This window comes from Bradyrhizobium sp. SZCCHNS3052 (genome assembly GCF_032484495.1).
In the GTDB taxonomy this organism is placed as follows: domain Bacteria; phylum Pseudomonadota; class Alphaproteobacteria; order Rhizobiales; family Xanthobacteraceae; genus Bradyrhizobium.
Genome location: NZ_JAUETB010000004.1, coordinates 23,727 through 40,557, shown reverse-complemented (window position 1 = coordinate 40,557; position 16,831 = coordinate 23,727). Strand labels below are relative to the sequence as shown.

The 16,831-nt window shown below is 65.7% G+C and carries 15 protein-coding genes, 1 tRNA gene and 1 pseudogene; 4 read left to right on the top strand and 13 right to left on the bottom strand.

Features of this window, described 5'->3' with window-relative positions; genetic code table 11:
• Positions 1-57 precede the first annotated feature (57 nt).
• On the bottom strand, positions 58-348 hold the full coding sequence (locus tag QX073_RS15120; RefSeq protein WP_315740475.1) for a YggT family protein: 291 nt from the start codon (positions 346-348) through the stop codon (positions 58-60).
• A gap of 181 nt (positions 349-529) precedes the next feature.
• Between QX073_RS15120 and QX073_RS15115 the strand changes: the two genes are divergently transcribed.
• A tRNA-Ala gene (locus QX073_RS15115) sits at positions 530-605 on the top strand.
• A gap of 137 nt (positions 606-742) precedes the next feature.
• Here the strand turns inward: QX073_RS15115 and QX073_RS15110 are convergent.
• From QX073_RS15110 to QX073_RS15085, 6 genes are all read right to left on the bottom strand, one after another.
• Entirely contained in the window at positions 743-1,549 is an 807-nt protein-coding gene (locus tag QX073_RS15110; RefSeq protein WP_315750557.1) for a glutamine amidotransferase, read from the bottom strand.
• 80 nt (positions 1,550-1,629) lie between these two features.
• A complete protein-coding gene (locus QX073_RS15105) occupies positions 1,630-2,409 on the bottom strand; it encodes an SDR family oxidoreductase (RefSeq protein ID WP_315750558.1) in 780 nt (259 codons plus the stop codon).
• Between the two features lie 217 nt (positions 2,410-2,626).
• A complete protein-coding gene (locus QX073_RS15100) occupies positions 2,627-3,094 on the bottom strand; it encodes a TerB family tellurite resistance protein (protein ID WP_315716731.1) in 468 nt (155 codons plus the stop codon).
• A gap of 126 nt (positions 3,095-3,220) precedes the next feature.
• The gene (locus QX073_RS15095) at positions 3,221-4,630 is read right to left on the bottom strand and encodes an adenylate/guanylate cyclase domain-containing protein (protein WP_315750559.1); all 1,410 of its coding nucleotides are present in this window, start codon (positions 4,628-4,630) and stop codon (positions 3,221-3,223) included.
• Positions 4,631-4,699: 69 nt separating this feature from the next.
• Positions 4,700-6,091: a cytochrome P450 gene (locus QX073_RS15090; protein WP_316225972.1), complete on the bottom strand. Its 1,392-nt coding sequence runs from the start codon at positions 6,089-6,091 to the stop codon at positions 4,700-4,702.
• A gap of 201 nt (positions 6,092-6,292) precedes the next feature.
• The gene (locus QX073_RS15085) at positions 6,293-7,663 is read right to left on the bottom strand and encodes a hydrolase (protein WP_316225971.1); all 1,371 of its coding nucleotides are present in this window, start codon (positions 7,661-7,663) and stop codon (positions 6,293-6,295) included.
• A gap of 177 nt (positions 7,664-7,840) precedes the next feature.
• Between QX073_RS15085 and QX073_RS15080 the strand changes: the two genes are divergently transcribed.
• Positions 7,841-9,523, top strand: coding sequence for an MFS transporter (locus QX073_RS15080; protein WP_316173431.1), 1,683 nt, complete (start codon positions 7,841-7,843; stop codon positions 9,521-9,523).
• A 28-nt stretch (positions 9,524-9,551) separates the two neighbouring features.
• Here the strand turns inward: QX073_RS15080 and QX073_RS15075 are convergent, their stop codons facing one another.
• Both QX073_RS15075 and QX073_RS15070 read right to left on the bottom strand, forming a co-directional pair.
• Positions 9,552-9,767 carry a hypothetical protein gene (locus QX073_RS15075; RefSeq protein ID WP_315716726.1) on the bottom strand — a complete coding sequence of 72 codons (216 nt, stop codon included), beginning with the start codon at positions 9,765-9,767 and terminating at the stop codon, positions 9,552-9,554.
• A 115-nt stretch (positions 9,768-9,882) separates the two neighbouring features.
• Positions 9,883-10,170: a hypothetical protein gene (locus tag QX073_RS15070; RefSeq protein ID WP_316225970.1), complete on the bottom strand. Its 288-nt coding sequence runs from the start codon at positions 10,168-10,170 to the stop codon at positions 9,883-9,885.
• 321 nt (positions 10,171-10,491) lie between these two features.
• On the opposite strand from QX073_RS15070, the gene QX073_RS15065 reads away from it, so the two are divergent.
• Positions 10,492-11,535, top strand: a complete 1,044-nt coding sequence (locus tag QX073_RS15065) for a polysaccharide deacetylase family protein (RefSeq protein ID WP_315716724.1) — start codon at positions 10,492-10,494, stop codon at positions 11,533-11,535.
• Between the two features lie 79 nt (positions 11,536-11,614).
• On the opposite strand, the gene QX073_RS15060 is transcribed toward QX073_RS15065, so the two are convergent.
• A complete protein-coding gene (locus tag QX073_RS15060) occupies positions 11,615-12,016 on the bottom strand; it encodes a hypothetical protein (protein ID WP_315750564.1) in 402 nt (133 codons plus the stop codon).
• 221 nt (positions 12,017-12,237) lie between these two features.
• Here QX073_RS15060 and QX073_RS15055 point away from each other — a divergent pair, with 221 nt between their 5' ends.
• The gene (locus QX073_RS15055) at positions 12,238-12,816 is read left to right on the top strand and encodes a hypothetical protein (RefSeq protein ID WP_315750565.1); all 579 of its coding nucleotides are present in this window, start codon (positions 12,238-12,240) and stop codon (positions 12,814-12,816) included.
• Positions 12,817-12,833: 17 nt separating this feature from the next.
• Here the strand turns inward: QX073_RS15055 and QX073_RS15050 are convergent, their stop codons facing one another.
• The 3 genes and pseudogenes from QX073_RS15050 to QX073_RS15040 all read right to left on the bottom strand — a co-directional run bounded on the left by QX073_RS15050 (position 12,834) and on the right by QX073_RS15040 (position 16,804).
• A complete protein-coding gene (locus tag QX073_RS15050; protein ID WP_315750566.1) occupies positions 12,834-14,237 on the bottom strand; it encodes a GSCFA domain-containing protein in 1,404 nt (467 codons plus the stop codon).
• 862 nt (positions 14,238-15,099) lie between these two features.
• Positions 15,100-15,384, bottom strand: a pseudogene (locus QX073_RS15045) (IS110 family transposase); the annotation flags it as partial.
• Positions 15,385-15,574: 190 nt separating this feature from the next.
• Positions 15,575-16,804 carry an MFS transporter gene (locus tag QX073_RS15040; protein ID WP_315718668.1) on the bottom strand — a complete coding sequence of 410 codons (1,230 nt, stop codon included), beginning with the start codon at positions 16,802-16,804 and terminating at the stop codon, positions 15,575-15,577.
• Positions 16,805-16,831: the final 27 nt, after the last annotated feature.

The following is a 16,831-nucleotide window of genomic DNA, read 5'->3' as shown; positions in this document are numbered from 1 at the left end:
GAGTTGACGCAAGCAGCACCCTTGAATCCCGCGCGTCTACGTCAGTGCGCGCAGGCGCTAGACAAACAGACCCTGAAGCGCCGGGATGATCACGAACCGGATGAACTGGATGAGGATGAAGAGAACGAGAAACGAAAGGTCCAGCGCTCCGGCAGGAGGCACGAAGCGCCGAATCTGTCGGAGCGCGGGCTCTGTCAGAGCATCAAGCGTGTAAAGCACCTGTCGGACCAAGTCGTTCCGGACGTTGATGACGCTGAACGCGACCAGCCAGGACATGATTGCCGCAACGACCAGGATGAACACGTACAGGCCGAGAAGCCAGTCAACGAAGTCTAAGAGGCGTATCATCCGGGGTTCCTGGAACGAGATATCACCCGGTTAGATATCTGTTCCCTCCCGCGCAAACAAGGGACGGTGCCCGTCAAGGCTAACGGGCGATGTGACCGTTCTTGACTTGACCTCGGCACCCACTGTAAATGGCGCCCGATCTGCCGGCTGCCTTTTCCCAACATCGAGGCGGTCGTGTTACGGGGCCATAGCTCAGCTGGGAGAGCGCGTCGTTCGCAATGACGAGGTCGGCGGTTCGATCCCGCCTGGCTCCACCACGCTTCGCCTTTCAGGCTACGCGTAGCGCAGCCACGCAATGCCTGAAAGGCGAAGCGTGGTGCCCGGCGTAGCCTCTTGGCGAAGCCGGGCTGAAGTCTGAACATTCCAAGCCACTGGACTGACCAGGACGCCCGTCCTACTCCGCCGCCTCGGCCATCGCCGCCACCGGCTCGCGCATCAGCCAGCCATCCAGAAACTGCGCCAGCCACGCCCGCTCGGCCGCATCGTGCACGGCGCGGCCCTCGAAATGATGGTGGCGCAGACGGGCGCCGGGCGTGTCCAGCCGGGCATGACCGCGCGTGGTCCAGCGGCACATCATCGCGTAGGTCACGTCGGGGTGGAACTGTAGCCCGGTCGCGTTCTGGTATTGATAGGCCTGCACCGGAAAGTCGCCACCCTCGGCGAGCAGCTCGGCGCCATCGGGCAGATCGAAGCCCTCGCGGTGCCAGTGATAGACGTGATCGGGCCAATGCGGGCACAGCTTGCGCCCGGCCCGGGTCGGGCGGATCGGATAATAGCCGATCTCGGCGCGCCCCTCTGGATGCGGCGCAACCGGGGCGCCGAGCTGGATCGCCAGCATCTGCGCGCCCAGGCAGATCCCGAGAAACGGACGCTGCTCCCGCAGCGGCACCTCGATCCAGTCGATCTCGCGGCGGACGAAGTCGTCCGGATCGTTCGCGCTCATCGGACCGCCGAAAATTACGGCACCCGCATGCCCATCGAGCGTCTCCGGCAGCGGATCGCCGAACCGCGGCCGGCGGATGTCGAGCGGATAGCCGCGGGCGCGCAGCGCATTGCCGACCCGGCCGGGGCTCGACGTTTCCTGGTGCAGGATGATGAGGACGGGCCGCTGCGGCGCAGCCGCCATGGCCGGCTTCGGATGGAGCTGCCGAACGTCGGCCTGGGGCCCGTTCGGATGGAGCGAAGGGTCTTGCCTGAGCATCACCTGGCGATCATAGCTAAGCAAAGGTTAACGGCGCGTGAGCGAGCGCACATTCCAAAGCAAGCGCCGGGCCAGCGCGATCAGGTCCGCTTCAGCTGCAGCCGGCCGACCGCGGCGAGGATGAAGCCACGCGGGAACCAGCGCAGCATGAACGGCACGATCTTGATGCCGAGCCCGGGCAGCACCACGCGCTTGTCGGCCATCAAGCCGCGATAGCCCGCTTCCGCCACCGCCTTGGGCGAGACGTTGAGGATCACCGAATCCACGCCCGGCTTGAAGCCGGCGCGGTCCTGGAATTCCGACGGCACCGGACCGGGACATAGCACCGTGACCCGGACGCCATGCGGCGCCAGCTCCTTGCGCAGCGCCTCGGTGAACGAGATCACATACGCCTTGGAGGCGTAATAGACGGCCATGCCGGGACCCGGCAGGAACCCGGCCACAGAGCCCAGATTGAGGATGCCGCCCTTGTTGCGGATCAGCTGCTCGGAAAAGCGCAGCGACAGCTCGGTCAGGGCGCGAACGTTCACGGAAATCATGTCGAGCTGCTCGGCGCGGTCGAGCTGTACCGCCTTGCCGAACAGGCCGAAGCCGGCGTTGTTGACGAGATATTCCAGCTCCAGGCCGGCAGCCGACAGCGCAGCCTCGATGGTCGCGCCGGCGTCGGAGGAGGTGAGGTCACAGGGGATCACCAGCGGCGCCGGGCCGCCCTTGGCGGCGATCTCCTGGGCCAGCGCCGCGAGCCGGTCTTCGCGCCGGGCCGTCAATGCGAGCCGGTGCCCGTTCGCGGCAAATACGCGCGCCAACTCGCTGCCGATCCCGGCCGAGGCACCTGTTACGAGCGTGACACGTTCACCCACGATCCTGCTCTTCGATCACAATCCGCACATCATCCAATCGCGGCGGACGAGAGCATAGCGGGACGGGAACATGCAAGACACCGTGCTTCATGGCCTTGCGCGGGATTGCGGCAATAGCCTCAGATTCACATGGGTTTACATGAATGGGGGGGTCCGGAAACAAAATTAAAGTTTGTTCATCTCCGCATGAAGTCGGTTCCGCCCGGAGCCAGGCGGTTCACGCAGGGGCGCCGGACTTCCGCGACGCCACCCGGTGCTTGAGGTCGACGCGGTCATGCGTGGAGATGCCGAGCAGCTCGGAGGCGCGCCAGACCACATTGTCCTCGAACTCCGTCACCTTGCCGTCGGCAAAGACCAGCTCCCACATCATCTCCACGATGCGCAGGCGGCCGGCTTCGTCGACCTCGCGCATGATCACGCTGGTGAAGCGATAGAGATCGACAGCGTCGCCCTCCGCCAGCATGGCCTGGGCGATCAGCCGGTCGGCGCTGCCGGGGTCGAGCCCGAAGCGCAGCTCGATCAGGCCATGCAGCTTGCGCCGTTCGATCTCGCTCGGCTCGCCGTCCAGCGAGATGACGTGGATCAGCAGCGCCGTCGCCGCGAGCTGATAGCCATTGTCGTCGAACGCCGGGGTCTCGTGCGGCGAAACGACGTCGGCGATGAATTGGCGCAATCCTTCGAGCATGGCGTCCTTTCGTTGTCAGATCCGTAGTGGACCGCAAACCGGCCGGCGACTGCTCATTATATGCGAATGCCACGCTGCGCCGGCAATCCGCTGCGACCTTCGGACTGCATGACATTTCGGTAAGGCTCAGGGGATTTCGTACACCATCATGCGGTCGGCGATGCCGCGCAGCGCAGCCTGTTTCTGGATTGGCGCGATCTTCGCGCCCCGCAGGATGTCGGCAACGCCGGGGCTCTCGATCACGGGCGCGGTGAGATGGATCTCCTGCGCGGTCGACAGGCTCTGCACGCGAGCGGCGATGTTGACGGTCTGGCCGAAATAGTCCTGGCGGTCGTTCAGCATCACCGCGAGACACGGCCCCTCGTGAATGCCGATCTTGACCACGAGGTCCTCGGTGCCGCGCTCGGCATTGAGCCGCTGCATCGCCGCGCGCATGCGCAGGCCGGCGGCGAGCGCATGCTCGGGCTTGACGAAGGTCGCCATCACGGCGTCGCCGATCGTCTTCACCACCGCGCCCTTCTCGGCGTTGATGATCTCCAGCAGCGCGCGGAAATGGGCGCGCACCAAGTCGAAGGCCGCGAGATCGCCGACGCGCTCATACAGCGCGGTCGAGCTCTTGAGGTCGGTGAACAGGAAGGTCAGCGAGGTGATCTTCAGCCGCTGGTCGATGTTGAGATTGTCCGCCTTGAACACGTCGCGGAAGGTCTGGTTGGATAATATGCGCTTGGCGGTCAGGAAAGGCCGGCGCTTGCCGAGGAGATGGTGGAGCGCATCGCCGGCAACGAAGACGGTCGGCAGCGTCCGTACGCCGGCCTGATTGTCGAGCGCCAGTCGCAGCGGGCCTGGACGCAACGTGATCGATCCGGTCGGAGGATGCGCCCTGTTGAATAGTAGTCCGAGCTGCTGGCGTTCCCTGGTGGGCTCGCCCTGAACGTCGATGAAATGCGCAGAATGCGTCACCGGTTCGAAGATGATGATGAAATCGGATGGGAGCTGCAGCGAGAGCACGGCCTTTTCACCGGCTGGCAGCTCGAGCGCATCAAGCGTCACTTCTTCGCTGAGCGAGGCAAAAGTCTCCCGGTCGAGGTCGATCCCGGAACTCCAGAAGACCTGCTTGTAATACTCCCAGAGCGGCAGCGTGTTCGGATCGTGAGCGGCGATGCTCCTGACCTTGGAGCTCACGGTGAAAGCAACTTCGACCTGCTCGTCGATGGAAGGCTCGTAGCCGCAAGCGCATAGTCCGCAATGGTAATCGTCATGGCGGAGAGATTTCAGCGTGGCGTGAGCATCCAGCACGCCGCTGCAGCCAGGACAGAGTACGTTCCAGGTCAGATCGAACAAGCCGATCCGTGCAGCATGCAGGAACCCGGAAATAACCCGTTCTTCATCGAGACCGGCGCGCGCCGAGAACTCCAGGGCATTGATACGGTTGAGTTCGTGATCTTCACCCGCCTCAATCAACCGTGTGATCGCGTCCGCAACGGCGGGATCGGCGGTCTGCTTCAGAACCGAAAGCTGGGCCTGGATGTCGCTCATGGCGTGCTAAGATGGTGCCTGGCAAACCCACAAGCAAGAGACGAAGCGATGGCCCGGCCGCCGCCGGGATCAGACGCCCGACCTGGGCGTGAGCTTGAACAGCGGCGAGCGATCCGGCTGGGTCGTGACCACGCCGACCGGCATCACGGGTGCGGTGTCGAGCATTTCGATGTCGAAGGCCGCCACCAGCCGTGCCAGCGCCAGCACCGCCTCGGTCAGGGCGAAATGAGCCCCGATGCAGACCCGCGCGCCCGCTCCGAACGGCAGATAGGCGAAGCGCTCCGGCGGCGGCGCGCCCGGCATGAATCGCTCGGGCTTGAAGGCGTTGGGCGCATCCCACAGCTTCTCGTGCCGGTGCAGCAGCCACGGCGAGATCAGCACGACGTCGCCGCGCCTCACCTGGAACGCGGCGATCCGGTCGGGGCCGCTGGCTGCGCGCGCGATCAGGAACGCGGGCGGATAGAGCCGCAATGTCTCGTCCAGCACGGCGCGCGTGAACGGCAGTTGATCCGGATCACTGAGATCGGTTGCGGCGCGGGCCTCCTGCGCGAGCTTGTCCTGATTGGCCGGATCGAGTGCGATCAGATACAGCGCCCAGAACAGCGCCGTTGCCGTGGTCTCGTGGCCGGCGAGGATCATGGTCGCGACCTCGTCGGCGAGTTGTGCATCGGTGAACGCCGCGCCGGTCTCGGGATCGCGTGCCGCGCCCATCAGGTCGAACAGGTCGCGCGGCGGTGCGTCCTCCAGCTTGCCGGCGGCGCGGCGCTCGGCCATCAGCATGGCGACGAAACCGGTCCAGCGCTTGCGAAACCGCCGGCGCGCGAAGTCGCGCGGCGTCGGCCAGGACAGCGGCAGCACGATGTCCAGCAGATGCGGGCTGGCCAGCCGCGCGCCATACTCGTAGACGAAATCGCGCAGGGTGGCACCATGGCGGCCCATCTCGAACGAGAACATCGTGCGGCCGGCGATGTCGAGCGTCATGCGCTGCATGATCTCGCGCAGGTCCAGCGGCTGCCCGCATTGCTGCTTCAGCCTGGCGACGGTCTCGTCGCTCACCGCGACCATGTGCGGGATGAGGCCGGAAACGGCGCGTGGCGTGAACGCCGGCGCGAGCGTCCGGCGCTGGTGCTTCCACGCCTTGCCTTCCGCGATCAGCAGCCCCTCGCCGAGCACCGGACGCAGCACGCGGATGGCGCCGACGGTGCGGGCGTAGTTCTCCCAATTGTCGACCAGCACGTGCTTGATCGTGTCGGGCGTATTGAGAATGTAGCTGGAGCTGCCGAAGAAGCGGCCGCGAATGATGTCGTCCTCATAGGCGCGCTGGCTCCAGGTCGCGATCGCGTTGTCGCCCATCATCAGCACGCGGCGCAGCGCGCCCATGCTGTCCGGCGCCCGCGGCGGTGTCGGCGGTATCAGCGGCAATCGTGCCTGCGGCAGATAATGGACGTCGGCGGTACTCATTCACGGCCTCTCGACGCTGTCACGAGCCTGGAACCACCGATCGGCTGCATCGCGAGCAACCGAGCCTCGGTTGCGGGGCCGCAACGGGCCGTCGCGCAACGACGGCCTTCTGCCAGAGGTAACTCTGTCGTCCCGCTCACAAGCGAGAGGGGCGCGCTTCCGCCCTCTCCGAGGCTATGATGTATCATCATACTCCAGCAACTAATTAGTCAGCTCGATCACCGCAATCCTGCTCTCCGATGCTGGCCAAAGACGGGCGGTGATGCGTTCCTCGTTGAACAGTCCGATGACGCTGCGTCCGACGTCGCCCGCAGGCAGCCGCAATGTCGTTGCCGCATCGGTCGGTATTCCCTTCTGTACGTCGGTTGGTTCCTTGCCGTCGAGCAGCACGATGTCGCGGGGCAGGCCGAAATAGCCGCGCGGCCTGATCATGATGAGAATCGCTCCGGCGCCGGCATCGGCCTGGCCGAGCGGCCGCGCCGCGCGCAGATGCACGACGTCGGACGAGCGCGGGAACGGCGAGCGGTAGAAGTGCGTGACCGGCGCGCCCGGCGAGGTCAGGACGATCTCGAGATGGGACGTCGGATCGACCTCCGCGGGACCCCAGCGCCCGTCGGCGCCGGTCTGGCCGCGATAGACAGGCTCGCCATTGCGTGCGCCGGTCTCGCTCGAGACGCGATAGACCTCCACGCTTGCGCCCGCGACCGGGCGATTGGTCGGCGCGCCGCCCGGCGTTCCCGTCACCAGACCGCTCAGCCGCACCTGCTGCTCGGGCTGGATCGCGATCTGCGTCGGCTCACGGCCGGCGATGAATTTGTAGATCTCGCGGAACGCGCGCGGGTGGAACGCGACCTCGCGATGGTCGAGCGCGCCGATCACGAGATTGGTTGCGCCCTTCAGCGCCGGCCCTTCGGACGTGATCCCGGTCGGCACGCCGGGCTTGCCGACCAGGCGGCCGTCGGCCTGGGCGTATTTGTCGAGCCCGTCGCTGCGCAGCGTCAGGAAGGCGGTGCCCTCGGTCACCTCGGTGTCGCCGGCATTCAGTCCGCGCAGGAACGGGCCACGGCCGTTGAACTCGCTGCCGGGACTGTCCTCCCAGTCGAACACGCCATGATTGGGCGTTCCGCACAGCACGGCGTGGCTGACATCGGCGCCGCCGCCGTTCTTCACGACGTTGCGGATCGCATTGCCGCCACGCGAACTGCCGACCAGCGCGACGCGCGCAGCGCCCGTGCGCTCCTTCAGTGCCTTGATGGCCTCGGCGAGTTCGCGGCGCTGATCGTCGGTCGACGAGCGGTTCGGCTGCGCCACGGCGTCGTCGTTGCGCGCCAGCGGGTCGGTGAAGTTGAGCGCAGCGAGACGCGTGCGCGGCACGCCGTTGGATTCCATCCGCCACAGCGTGGTCATCCACAATGCCGCGTGGTCGCCATTGCCGTGCACGAACAGGACCGGAGGGATGTCGCCCACCGTCGTTGCCGCCGCGCTCTGGGCGCGTGCCGGTAAGGACAGACCGCTGGTGAGCAAGGGAAGGGTTCCCATTCCCTGCAGAATGTTGCGGCGCGTCAGCTTCATCGGCGGTCTCCCTTTGGTCTCATTCATTTGTGTTCGTTGGCCGCGATCCCCGATGCCGGCCTTTGCAGGCAGCACTGGACAGCGGCGGACATTCGCAGGCATCACATAGGTCCAGCTGGAATCAAGCGATAGTTCGATGCGAGCTTCAAGGCGAACTGGCGACGTGGACGGACCCGCATGAATGCGCCGCAGAAACGTGAGCTGTTCGCCGCCGAAGGCATCGCCGCGCCGCTGCGGCACGCGGTGTTCCGCCGCATCTGGCTGGCGAGCCTGCTGTCGAACCTGGGCCTGCTGATCCAGGCGGTCGGCGCCGCCTGGGCGATGACGCAGATGACGTCGTCGGCCGACAAGGTTGCGCTGGTGCAGACCGCCTTGATGCTGCCGGTGATGTTCATCTCGATGCCGGCCGGCGCCATCGCCGACATGTATGACCGGCGCATCGTCGCGCTGGTCGCGCTCGCCGTGGCGCTCGGCGGCGCCACCACGTTGACGGTGCTGGCATGGTACGGCCTGGTGACGCCGGAGCGCCTGCTCGCGCTGTGCTTCGTCATCGGCAGCGGCATGGCGCTGATGGGGCCGGCCTGGCAATCCTCCGTCAGCGAGCAGGTGCCGCCGGAGACGCTGCCGGCCGCGGTCGCGCTGAACGGCATCAGCTACAACATCGCGCGCAGCTTCGGTCCGGCGATCGGCGGCGTCGTGGTCGCGGCCGCCGGCGCGGTCGCCGCGTTCGCGGCCAATGCGCTGCTGTATCTGCCGCTGCTCGCGGCATTGTTCCTGTGGCGGCGCGTGGTCGAGCCGAGCCGGCTGCCGCGCGAGCCGCTCAACCGCGCCATCGTCTCCGGCGTCCGCTACATCGTCCATTCGCCGTCGATCCGGATCGTGCTGATCCGCACGCTGGTCACTGGCATCATCGGCGGCTCGATCTCGGCGCTGATGCCGCTGGTCGCGCGCGACCTGCTGCATGGCGGCGCGCAGACCTACGGCATCATGCTCGGCGCCTTCGGCATGGGCGCGGTGGTCGGCGCGCTCAACATCGGCGAGATCAGGAAACGGCTGTCTGGTGAGGCCGCGATCCGCACCTGCGCGCTCACCTTGGGCGCGGCCACCGCGGCCGTCGCGCTCAGCACCGCGCCGGTCCTGACGGCGGCGGCGCTCGTCATCGCCGGTGCGGTGTGGATGCTGGCGGTGGCGCTGTTCAACATCGGCGTGCAGCTTTCGGCACCCCGCTGGGTCGCGGGCCGCGCACTGGCGGCATTTCAGGCCGCGATCTCCGGCGGCATCGCGATCGGCAGTTGGGGCTGGGGACGTCTCACCGACGCCGCCGGCGTCGAGGTCGCGCTGCTCGCGTCGGGAGCGCTGATGATGGTGTCGCCGCTGCTCGGCCTGTGGCTGCGGATGCCGCCGATCGGGGCCCGCAACGAGGACGGCGAGACCTTGGCCGATCCGGAGGTGCAGCTCGAGCTGACGCCGCGCTCGGGGCCGCTGGTGGTCGAGATCGAGTACCGCGTCGCTGAAGACAATGCCCGCGCGTTTCACGACCTGATGCAGGACGTGCAGCTTAGCCGCCAGCGCAACGGCGCCTATGGCTGGTCGATCGCACGCGACATCGCCGACCCCGAATTATGGACCGAGCGCTATCACTGCCCGACCTGGATCGACTATCTGCGTCAGCGCAACCGCTCGACCCGCGCCGAGCGCGAGCTGCACAAGCGCGCGATCGACTTCCACATCGGCACCGACCCGGTGCGCATCCGCCGCATGCTGGAACGCCCGTTCGGCTCGGTCCGGGCCAGGGACGACATCGACCGCACCGCCGAGCAGGCGCCTGCTGTCGCCTCGGCGGCTCGCAGCGGGCCGTAGCTTCGGACCATCTGCACTGAGCAGGCGCTTACTGCCCGTGCTCGGTCAGCACCTTCTCGCAAGCCTTCGACAGCTTGGCCCGATGCTCCTTGAGACAGGCCAGCACCGCCTGATCGCCGTTGTTCATCACGGCGCGGCAATACCGCGACACGTCGCGCGCGCAGGCATCCTGGCCGGGCTGCTGCTGGGCTGAGGCCGTCGACGCCATCAGGACCAGAGGGATAATCAGAGAGAGTTTGTTCATGACTGGCGCCTCGCTCCCGGGACTGAACGTTTGGCGGCGCTTTTAGTGGTCGCAACCGGCCGTCGCAAGCGCCTCGGTCGCAGCCGGGGTGCGCAGGCGGGAGCCGGAAGCGCTCTCAATTGGCCTCGTTGGCATCCGCGATCTTGCCGCTGCGCTTGGACATCTCGCGGTCGAGCACGACGCGGCAGCCGGAGCTGAGCGACGAGCGGTTCTTGATCATGCAGGCGGTGATCGCCGGGATGTTCGGGATCTCGCTGCTGCACAGGCGGAACGCGTCGCCGGTGCACATCTGCTGCGCCTCGGCGCTGAAGGCGAAGCTTGCCGTCGAGGAGAAGGTCGAGACGGCTGCGACGCTGGCGGCCGCCAGAGCGGCCTTGCGCAGGAGATTGAAGGACTTCGTCATGGCTGGCTCCCATTGGCGCCGCATGTTGGCGGGGCCGCGTGTTTCAATGCGTCCATCATGGCGGGATGCCCTTTTGGCAACCGTGATGCGGGTCACGCCAGATCCAAACCTGGTCGGCAGTTTCGGCAGGCCGATGGCTGCGGCGCCATGTCGCTCCGGTGAACGGCCGCTTCGGTGCGGGCATCATCCTGGAAATCTTGTCCGATCCTGGTCGTGTTGGCACCGCGTTAAGGAATCGTTGGCACTAATGGAAGCTAATTGAAGGAGGCGGACAGCGTTGCGTCCGCCATCGAGTGTCTCGCGTTTTCGGGAAGAGTAACCATGCGTAATGCGTTAGGCTTGCTGCTGGCCACCGTCGTCGCGGCGTTGGCGATCACCGGTGTCTGGTACTACGTATCGAAGCCCAGCGCCGCCAAGGCCGCCGCGCAGAGCGCAGCGGCGAAGCCGTCCGAGCCGGCGCCGCCTCCGGCGCGCGTCGCCGCCAAGGCCAGCTCGAAGGACGATGTCGAGACGACCGGTACCGTCTCCACGCGTATGGCGGCAAGCGCGCCGGCGCCCGTGCAGCCCAAATCGACCTGCGCCAATCCGGACGCGCTCGGCATCTCCCGCACCGTCATGGTCGACACCACCGGCGGCCCCGGTTTCGGCCTCGACCATTTCAAGCAGTTCGACTTCCTCGCCGACCACGAGGTGGTGCTGACCTTCGACGACGGCCCGTGGCCGGTCAACACGCCGGCGGTGCTGAAGGCGCTGGCCGACGAATGCACCACCGGCATCTTCTTCACGATCGGCAAGCATGCGACCTATCATCCGGAGATCCTGCGCCAGGTGCTGGCCGCCGGTCACGTCGTCGGCGTTCATACCTGGTCGCACGCCAATCTGAACGGCAAGAAGATGACCGACGAGACGGCCAAGGAGGAGCTCGAGAAGGGTTTCAGCGCTGTCAAGTTCGCGCTCGGCACCAACCCGGCGCCGTTCTTCCGCTTCCCGCAACTGCAGCACCGGTCCTCTGCCGTGGCCTATCTCGGCAGCCGCAATGTCGCGATGTTCTCCTGCGACGTCGACAGCTTCGACTTCCGCTCCAAGGATGCCGACCAGGTCGTCAACACCGTGATGACCGGGCTCGACAAGAAGGGCAAGGGCATCATCCTGATGCACGATTTCCAGAAGAACACCGCGCTGGCGCTGCCGACCCTGCTGCGGCGGCTCAAGGCCGGCGGCTACAAGGTGGTCGCGATGAAGCCGAAGGGCACGCTCGATACGCTGCCGGAATATGACGCGATGATCGGCCAGGACCCGAAGCTGCCGACGACGATGACCAATGCGCGGCCGATCTCGAGCGTGATCCAGACCATCTCGCAGTGATGCTCCGCTGCGGGGTCTCCTCGCGCGAAAGGCCGGGCATTCGCCCGGCCTTCTTCGTTTGTCGCCGATTGCCGGATGCTCACCAATAGATGCCGTGGCGATGCAGCTCGCGGACGATGCGGGCTTCGGTCCAGCTCTTGCGGCGCGTCCGGTCGGAGCGCGCCGATTTCGACCGCCGCGATGATTGCTGCACAGAACCCGGCTGCGGTGCCGGCGCCGCAGCGGCGGCGGGCTGCTGCGGCGGCGGTGCGGCGGCAGGGGCCGCGGGCGCAACCGGTTGCGCAGCGGGCTGGACCTCGGCCGCGACGGCCGGCACCGGCGCCGGGGTGACGGTGACCTCGCCGGCCTGCTGGACATAGGTCGGACGCGGCGCCCGCGCGGCGGCGTCGTTCGACGACAGTGACAGGCTGCGTGTGCCCTCGGCCTGCGCGACTGTGGCGGATGCGAGCACCATGGCTCCGATCAGGATCATCTTGCGCATCGAGTAAGCTCCCCTTTGTTGGCTGCGGGAAGGTTTAGGCGCCGCGGCGACCGTCCGATGTGACCCCCGTCACGCTCCGCCTAGCGACGCGGTGTTCCATGCTGCCGGTGAGATCCGGGGTTGAGGTACGATCGTATGCACGTATACTGTTCGTTGGTGCTGTTCAGAACATTCGCCGAATCCGATAGGGAGAGCGATCGATTCGGGGGAAGGATGCGCGCATGCGCCGGATGATCGCTGCAGTGTTCTTGGCGGCCGTGACGTTGCTGGCGGCCAGCGGACCGGGCCGGGCGCAGTCCGGCGACAACAGCGTCGAGGAGATCTATATCGCGCGGAGCGTGCGCCAGGGCCGCGTCGTGCCGTCGGATTTCTGCGCGCCGACCAAGACCGGCTTCGCGCCGGCGCTGGAGGATCAGCTCTCGATCCGCGCCGTCGGGGTCCGGCCGGCTGACGGCCGCATGACCGAGACCGGCGACAAGAGCATCGGCGAGATGCGGGTCTGCATCGGCCAGGCGATGGATCCGACCCTGCTCGGCACCTACACCGAGGGCCAGCTCAACGGCATCGCATTCACCGGCATCGGCGATTGCCGGCTGGTGCGCGGCAATCTGCCGGAGGACGGCCTGCTCACGCACCGCTGCTTCCTGGCGCTGTCGGGCCTGCCTGAGCCGTATGTCGGCGGCTTCCTGGTCTCGAGCTCGCTGTATTCGAAGACGCCGTTCGGCACTGAGAGTTCGCCGCCGGGCTACGCCCAGGCCGGCATCCTGGTCATCCGCCTCTGGAAGAAGCGGCTGCCCTGAGGCAGCCGTTCGCGCGCTCAGGCCGGCGAGAAGGTCTGCACGAAGGCGCGCACCGTCGCGGACACCTTGTCCTCCGAGACGTGCCAGGCGGCGCCGTCATCGGCGGCGAAGAAGCTGGAGGCGTTGGAGCCGGCCCAGCGGAACACCTCGAACGATGGCCAGTACCAGATGTCCTCGAGGTTCGAATTGTTGACGACCTCATGCGCGACCAGCCGCATCGTGCTCTTCGACAGGCAGTCGGCCTGCACCACCGATTCATATTCGAACGAGGTGAGCAGCGGCACCGGCGACACGGTGACGATCACCTTGATGCCAGGCCGGATGCTGCGGATGAACTCGATCAGATAGAGCACGTTGTCGACGTTCTCCTGCACGCCGGCGGTGCGGAACTTGTACTTCTCGGCCAGCGCCCGCGAGTTCAGCGCGGTCGGCCGCGGCAGCACGAAGGCGCCGGTCTCGCGGTCGAAGAACGCCGCGGCGACGCCGAGCGTCAGGATGAAGACGTCGGCCTGCTTGATGACGGCGAGCGTATTCTCCTTGCTCGATCCCGGCGGCAGCAACTCGACGATGCGCTCGCGGATCTCCGGATCGATCTGGGCGTCGCGCAGCCAGTCGACGAACACGCGGTTGGCGAAGGTCGTGTTGATGTACTCCGAGATCTCCATGTGGTGGCTGGCATAGCCGCTGTCGGTGAGGCTCTTGGAGAGGTTGCGCGCGAAGCACGAGCCCATGGTGAAGAAGCGGGTGCTCTTGTCGAGGAATTTCGGCGCGGCCGCGAGGTTCACCGCGATGTGGCTGGTGATCAGCGTCTGCAGGTCGCCGAGGAAGTCCTTGGTCTCCGGATAGCGTCCGACCTTGGCGCGGCCCTTGGCTTCCTTGGCCTTGCCCTTCTTGGCGTTCGACCGCGCGAGCTCCAGCGTCTCGCGGTTGATCGGGTTGTCATAGGCCGGGTTGAGCTTGATCGCCTTTTCCAGCGCCGCGACCGCTTCCTCGAATTCGTTGCCCTGGGTCAGGATCTCGCTGAGCGAGAAATAGTCGGCCGCCTGGTTGGAGGCGCGGGCGAGCTTGCGGAACAGCTCCATCGAGCGCGTGAACGGTCCGACATGGCTGCAGCGCACGGCCGCGCTGCGGATCAGGTGCAGGTTGCCCTCGCTCGGCTCGTCGAAGATCTCCGGATGCTCGTCGAGGATCGCCAGCATCATGTCGCGCGCCTCGGCGCGCTTCTTGTGCGAGCCGTCGTCGATCAGCTGCGCATAGATGAAGCGCGCGTTGATGTCCTTGGGGTCGAGCTCGAGCAGCTTCTGGAACGCGAGCTGGGCGCTGACGAAGTCCTTGTCCTCGATGTATTTGTAGGCGAGCGTCCGGATCTGGCCGACGATGGATTGAAACTGGGTGTGGCTGTCGAGGGCAGTCGTGCTCATGTCGCGGGTTCGCCTTTGTCTCGCGTTGCGTCTTCGGCCGTTGGTCCGGCGCCGCTGCCGGCAGCCGGTGCATCGCCAGTGCCGGTCGAATCGTCACGCGCACAGGCGCCATGCCCTCGCGAGAGACGTCCCACCACGACCTCTGGATACTGATCGCCACCGGCTTGGCCGCTGGCGTACGCCCGAGCGCAACCGGAACCTGCGGGATTCGAACGCGACGGACGCGCTCGTCCGGATCGCCGCCAGCCGCCAGTGCGGGCATTCATCCCGCCGCTCGCGCCGAACGATGGCGCGATTTGGGTTAAGCAATTCTTAACCGGCAAATGGAGCGCGGCGAGCGGGCAGGAAAGGAGAAAGGGGACGGAAGGAGAGGCTGGTGCCGCAAGAGGGCGCCTCGCTATAGGCGCATCCTACTGACTTAGCTTATGTATTTTTGTGCGATTTCAACGAAAGCCAACGAAAAGGCCAACATTTTTCGCGGCCACGGCCGAACGATCCCGACCGCCGCGCAGATTTGTCGCTGCGCGTGCGTGTGGCGGATTGAACACCGATGCCGGGTGCGCTCCGAAGGCGAAGGCCAGACGTTCGAATCGTGTCGCGTGCGCCACTTCGGTACCAAACTGGGCCGTCTTTGCGCCCGAGGCACCGACCAGCGTGCGCAGGAGCGCGCTTTCGATCCCATGATGCGAAGCTCTTTCGCGTCCACTTCCACGCGTTGGGCGAGCGCGCGGAGGTAGTCGCGCCGGTAGCTCTTCGAGTCAGTCCTCATGCGTTTGCGGGCCTGGCTGGCGAGGTTTTGATTGCCTGGGGTGTGATGCTCGGCCCAGCCCGATCCAGCGCACCCTCAGCCTGCTCTGCGCCAGCGCGGGCTCTTGTTGCGCTGCGCCTTCAGCGCCGCCCGCACATGCTGGGTCTCCAGGCAGATCGCCGGCAGGCGAAGCTTGAGCAACTCGGGATGCAGCCACGGCAACAGCGCCCCGGCCTCGTGGCCGACCCGCCTTAAGCGGCCGAGATATGGCGCCAGTGCTCCCCTGACCGCATTCGGGTCGGTCATCACCGCGACCTCCAGCAGCACTTCGCCCTTGTCGTCGACCACGCAAATCGTGGTTCGATCCATGCCGACATCCAGCCCGCAGAAGAACTCCATTGCGCGCCTCCTGTGTGGTCGAGAGCGCTCATTCTGCATGGCCGCCGCTGTCGCGTCAGCTGACGGACGGTCAGGCCGATAACGGACGGCAGTCCTAATCGGTCGAGATCCACACCTACTCGGTCGGTAAGGTTGGGTATTGTCGATAGCGGACCAGGAGGCGGACATGGCAATGCCGACGCGAATGACCCTAAGCTGACCTCGCCGGCGGGACCACGGCCTTACGCCCAAGGAGCACAACCATCGCAGCCAAAAGCTGGATGCAAGCGACAATCCCGAACGCCGTTCCATAACCCGAAGTCGCATCGCGGAGAGCACCAACAATGGCTGGCGCGAACGCAAATACTGCCTGATTGATGGCAACGATCAGCGCAACCACCGCCACCACATCCTTACGATCGAACTCCTTCTGCGCGATCAATGGCGGCAAAGTCGTAAGATTCCCGATGCCAAATCCGAAGATGACGCAGCCAAATGTCAGTACGATCCATCCGTTGCCGAAGATGAGCAGCAGAACTCCTACGGTCTGAACCGCGAAGTTAATGGCTGCGGCGATCCGCCGGTCGTGATCTCCGATCCACCATCCCGTCAGAGTCCGTCCGATTACTGCACATGCCGTCGCTAGGCTGAGAAGCAGGCCCGCAGTTGTCGCACCAACATCGGGAGTGAGGCGGGAGACCAAGTGTGACAGAAGGCCGATCTGCGCAAACAAGCCAAGCGCAAACGCCGCCGAAAGCGTAAGGAATCCCGGCATACGAATAATGCTAGAGCGAGATAGTCTCGTTGTCGGTTTCGCGACAACCGTAGGCACTCCGTTGCCATCGGGAGAGAGACCAAGGCTGGTGGGGGACAGCCTGAAGTATCGAATAGAAATCCAACCCATAACGCCGAGGGCAACAATGGACACGGCCAGCGCCGCGGTTTGAAAGCCGAGCCAATCGATCAAGAAGAGCCACAAAGGCACGAACAGAACCCCCCCGACACTTGCGCCATTGAACGCCAGACTCATCGCCTTCGGGCGATCGCGCTCGAACCATCTGGCGACAATGGCGTTTAGGGCAGCACCACTTGTAGCGGCCCAACCTCCCGCACTCGGAATGGCCGCTAAGAAGAGTTGCCACGGCTCCCACGATCTGGACCATCCGATCAACCCGATGGCCATCAGAAGAGCACCGCCCAGTGTCGTCCCGGCAATCCCAATTCTGCGATGAATGTCGGGCAAATACGCGACCAGGAGCGCACTCAGCACGAAATGAAAGGTAATGGCAGCCGAGATTTCCGAGATGGACCATCCGCGCGAGGAGTGCAGAGTCGGAAGAAAGACCGAAGGACCATAGAAGCCGATGCCCCAGGCGAGCACCGCCAAGGTAAAGGCAGCCCATGCCACCGACCAACCAACGAAATGCTGCTCGTCACCCATTGTCTCGCTCACTCATGCTGATAGGTT